Below are 2637 nucleotides of genomic sequence, written 5' to 3'. Positions count from 1 at the left end.
GATTTTTCAAAAATATCAATAATCTGAGTCACATCTGCGGAATGTGGGTTACTAAGAGCAATAGAGAATTCTTTGATTAGTGTGGCAACACCACCGCCGCCATTTGGGCTACAGCTGACGCGCTTAGGTAGCTTGCCGAGATTGCTATACTCACTGACTGTGGCTGTACCATATCCAATATCAAAAGTGTGGAAATGCTTATCACTGAGTTGATTACTCGCCCAAAGTGACGCGCCATATCCCTCTGGAAATCCCAAAAACCCCTGTTTGGAGAAACATAAACGGTATCTAACGCCGTCTACCGCTATCCATTTACATTGCTCTATAGATTGTTTCAACTCCATTGGAGATGCCAATGATAGGGTAGATAGCCTGATGTGTAAGGTTCTGCGTTTGTCGGAAGTGCCTGTAGATAACTCAAATAGATTTGGTAGAGATGCGATCGCACCCAAGGCAAGGATGGGAAAGTAGTTCACCTTATAATTCTCAGAGTCACTCATCGCTATGTACTCTTTACCTTGCAGTCTGGCGGAGCTACCTACGACCCAATGCTCTACAACATCTTTGTTGCTTTCATCCTTACCCCGGCTCAAGGTGAATGCTCCTAATTCTCCAAATGGCACTGATGGTACACAACACACATTTGATTCAGTCTTCATCACTGGTGTTGTGCCAGTTTCGCTGTTAACAAAAGCTTGGTATTTAATGCTGGAGCGCCCAGCATCTAGCATCAAATGAATAACTTTCTTTGAGGCTCCAGATGTTTGATCTGACTGAGTTTCAGTTGAGTTTGTGTTGGGTGCGTTCATGCTTTGGAGTATTGGTTGTTTTTTAGGTCTTGGCATGTGGTTTGACTTTCAACTTTTTATCGTGACTGTCACAAGCAAAAGTAGTCATCATCAACTGGCGTTTCATGTTTCGTGTTTCATGTTTCAGGCAAGTGTAAGTGGCGTTTCATGGTGTTTCATAAAGCTGAAACATTGATGCAACCGTTGAAACAGGTTTCATGAAACAGTTCGTGAAACATCTTTTGCAACACCACCCCCAGCACCCTCAACCTGTGCCACTCTCGTATTTTGCAAAATCTGGAGCAAGAGGAAATTAACCACCTCTGCCGGGTCATCTATGCCCAATTCCTGTGATTTTTGTCCAATAAACGAATGCAATGACTGTCTAATTGTTACTCGCATGATTCTCTTAAAATTGGCATGACAAAATGACCAAGAGTGCCTTGCACTGGCTCTGTGTGGTGTTTCTGCCTTATGCAATTGAATATATCACTAATAGATACGCTTTAGGCACTATATAGGCACATTAATATCTTATTGATTCAACGAGTTTCAATCAGTTATACTCATGTCTGACCAGTAGGCACATTTTAGAGACAAAAGCTTGCCAAAATATAAGGGGAAACGATCCAACGTCACCTTTCCTCGTGCCGTCTACGACACAATAGCCAGGGTGGCAGAAGAGGAAACGCGAACCGTGTCATCAATGGTAGTTGTTTTGTGTGAAGAGTCTTTGAAAAGAAGAGGTATAGAAATTGCCGCAGATGAGGAGGAGCAGAAACAAAATTAATGCCCACGTTCGAGCAATTAAAAACAAGTTTCACATTGTCATATCAGCTAACCAAAATGTTCTTGTCGATCGACCTCATAACCATAGACAGCAGGACTAAGCACGTTGTCATCCTGGCAGGAGAAGAGACAGAGATCGCGATATATCCTAACGGGAATTGGAGGTATTTATGACCGACTTCAATACAATGACCCGCGCTGAACTGAGGCGGTATATCCTAGACAATCGCTCCTGTGAGACAGCCTTGCAGGTTTACATTGATCGCTTTGGGAATCCTAATAACAAAGTCCATCCAGCCCCAGAGGCTTTGGAAGACTTGGATAATTTTCCGGAACTTCAGCGCGAATACCTAGAACGACGGAGGATCGGCGGATGAATATCAGCATCCCAGACCAACTAGTACGTTCGCTATACGCGTTCGTTCAAAAGTAATGAAATCCTCAAAATTAGCCAGTACTGGTTGCTGGAGTATGCCGAGTTTGAGAATGCCTATAAGAAAAAAGATGTTTCACAACTCAAAGCATTCCTTTCCCGGCGTAAAGATTCAATGCGTCGTCCCTACGGTACAGACATTGAGGATTTCCCACGCCCATCAATTATGGTCGGCTCCACCAATCAAAGTGAATTTCTCTACGACCCAACAGGTGAGCGTCGTTACTGGGTAATCAAAGTCCTAGTTGACAAAATAAATATTAAACTGCTCAAGAAAGAGCGAGATTTACTATGGGCGGCGGCGCTGGCTGCATACCGTAATGGTGAGCAATGGCATCTGACTGAGACTGAAGACGCGATGCTTGATGCTGCTAATAAACAATTCCAAAGCACTGACCCTTGGGAAGCAACCATCATGGCTTGGGCAAACCAACGCTCAGAGGTGTCCATCTCTGAAATCCTCACTCAAGTTTTAAAACTTGACCTAGCAAAACAAGGCAGACCAGAGGAGTATCGTGTCAGCGCCATCCTTCGCGCGAATAATTGGACAAAGGGCGAACGCAAGCGCGTTAAGGGTGGCCGCCGAGAGGTAGAGTCGAGGGGAATGTTGCCATTCCACCCCTCTCT

5 protein-coding genes and 1 pseudogene are annotated in these 2637 nt (G+C 44.4%); 4 read left to right on the top strand and 2 right to left on the bottom strand.

Features of this window, described 5'->3' with window-relative positions; genetic code table 11:
• Positions 1–845 (bottom strand): annotated as a pseudogene (locus tag AC5JMF_RS32920) (hypothetical protein); the annotation flags it as partial.
• A 159-nt stretch (positions 846–1004) separates the two neighbouring features.
• Complete coding sequence (locus tag AC5JMF_RS32915; RefSeq protein ID WP_495799906.1) at positions 1005–1190, bottom strand: hypothetical protein; 186 nt, start codon at positions 1188–1190, stop codon at positions 1005–1007.
• A gap of 202 nt (positions 1191–1392) precedes the next feature.
• Between AC5JMF_RS32915 and AC5JMF_RS32910 the strand changes: the two genes are divergently transcribed.
• The 4 genes from AC5JMF_RS32910 to AC5JMF_RS32895 all read left to right on the top strand — a co-directional run.
• Entirely contained in the window at positions 1393–1578 is a 186-nt protein-coding gene (locus AC5JMF_RS32910; protein WP_495799905.1) for a ribbon-helix-helix domain-containing protein, read from the top strand.
• On the top strand, positions 1578–1751 hold the full coding sequence (locus AC5JMF_RS32905; RefSeq protein WP_495799904.1) for a DUF6888 family protein: 174 nt from the start codon (positions 1578–1580) through the stop codon (positions 1749–1751). Before AC5JMF_RS32910 ends, AC5JMF_RS32905 begins: the two co-directional genes overlap by 1 nt.
• Positions 1748–1954: a DUF6887 family protein gene (locus AC5JMF_RS32900; protein WP_495799903.1), complete on the top strand. Its 207-nt coding sequence runs from the start codon at positions 1748–1750 to the stop codon at positions 1952–1954. The genes AC5JMF_RS32905 and AC5JMF_RS32900 overlap by 4 nt, the downstream gene beginning before the upstream one ends.
• An 84-nt stretch (positions 1955–2038) precedes the next feature.
• Positions 2039–2637 (top strand): VapE domain-containing protein (locus tag AC5JMF_RS32895; RefSeq protein WP_495799902.1); only part of this gene is annotated, 599 nt, incomplete at its 3' end.

This window comes from Desmonostoc vinosum (assembly GCF_059505385.1).
Note: the sequence above shows the minus strand (reverse complement) of the source record. Positions and strands in the feature narration are given on the sequence as shown.